Below are 1,314 nucleotides of genomic sequence, written 5' to 3'. Positions count from 1 at the left end.
TCCTCCAGCAGGTAGCTGCGTTCGTCAGCCGGCAGGATGTCGAGCTCGCGCACCGGCGTGTTGGGGGCATGCTCCAGCGCCTGCGCCAGTTGCTCGAGCGCCCGCTGCATATAGCTGCAGAGGCGATCCGCAGAGACCGGCGCCGCCACCTGCGCCGTCAAGCCGAGCGCTTCGCCATAATCCTCCACCGACAGGGTGACGGGATAGTTGGTGCGCTCCTCGCTGCCGAGCCATTCCACGCCCGACAGGACATCATCCGGTCCGGGGCCGGGCGTGGCTGCCGGCCTGTTATGGCGGTAGTTCAACAGCGCGCTGAACAGCGGCACCGGCGCCGCAACGCCGCTGCAGCGTTGCGCCAGCGCCAGCGAGGCATGCTCGTGCGCCAAGAGCTCGGAAAGCTGCGCGTGGGTGCTGCGCACGCTCGCCGCAACCCCGGTCTCGTCCAAGGCAAGCCGCACAGGCAGGGTGTTGATGAACAGGCCCATTGTGCGGTCGGCGCCCGCACCCGCATGCATCCGGCCGAACAGCACCGTGCCGAACACCACCTGCTCGCGGCCACTGCTGCGCGCCACCACCTGCCCCCAGGCCAGATGGCACAGGCTGGCCAGGCTCACCCCGAGCCGCCGCGCCTGTTCGCGCAGCCGCTCGTTGAGCGCCTGCGGCAGCATCCGATGCGCCTCGCCGACGCCGCTGCCGTCGCCGTAGACCTCGCTCAAGCCGAACGGCATGGTCGGCTCGTCGATGTCGGCCAGCAGCCCTCGGAAGAACTCTTCATGCGCCTTGGCATCAACAGCAAGACGCGCCTGCGCCACCAGATTACGGAACGGCAGCGGCGCGGCCAGTTCATCGGCCCGCCCTGCCAGCATGGCCCGCACCTCGGCATGCATCACTTCCAGCGTCGTGTGATCCCCGATCAAATGATGCTGCAGTTCCAGCAGCAGCCAGCGCCCGCTGCCGGGATCGCGCGCGGTCACAAACCGCAACAAGGGTGCCCGGCCAAGATCGATGCGCTGCCGGCGCGGATCAAACCGGCGCCGGAGCTCATCGGCGGCGCAACCATCACAGCCCTCCAGCTCGACCTCGCTCACCTGAAGCGAGGCACGACGCCAAACCACCTGGGCCGGGCTCGACAGTCCGTCCCAGACAAAGGCCGTGCGCAGGATGTCGTGCCGGTCCACCACGTGCTGAACCGCACCAAGATAGCGCTCCAACAAGCTGCGGTCGGCAAACGCCATCTGCGACACCAACAGATAGGGATCACCCCGGCTGGCCAGCAGATGATGGAACAGGATGCCGTCCTGCAGCGGCGTCAGC

Annotated in this window: 1 protein-coding gene; it reads right to left on the bottom strand. The window is 68.1% G+C overall.

What is annotated here, in order from left to right; translation table 11 throughout:
• A partial coding sequence (locus tag P0R31_RS40645) for a condensation domain-containing protein (RefSeq protein ID WP_275521220.1) occupies nt 1–1,314 on the bottom strand: 1,314 nt, incomplete at both ends.

The organism is Bradyrhizobium yuanmingense, assembly GCF_029167105.1.
Classification (GTDB): Bacteria; Pseudomonadota; Alphaproteobacteria; order Rhizobiales; family Xanthobacteraceae; genus Bradyrhizobium; species Bradyrhizobium yuanmingense_A.
This window is presented reverse-complemented; position numbering and strand designations above follow the sequence as displayed.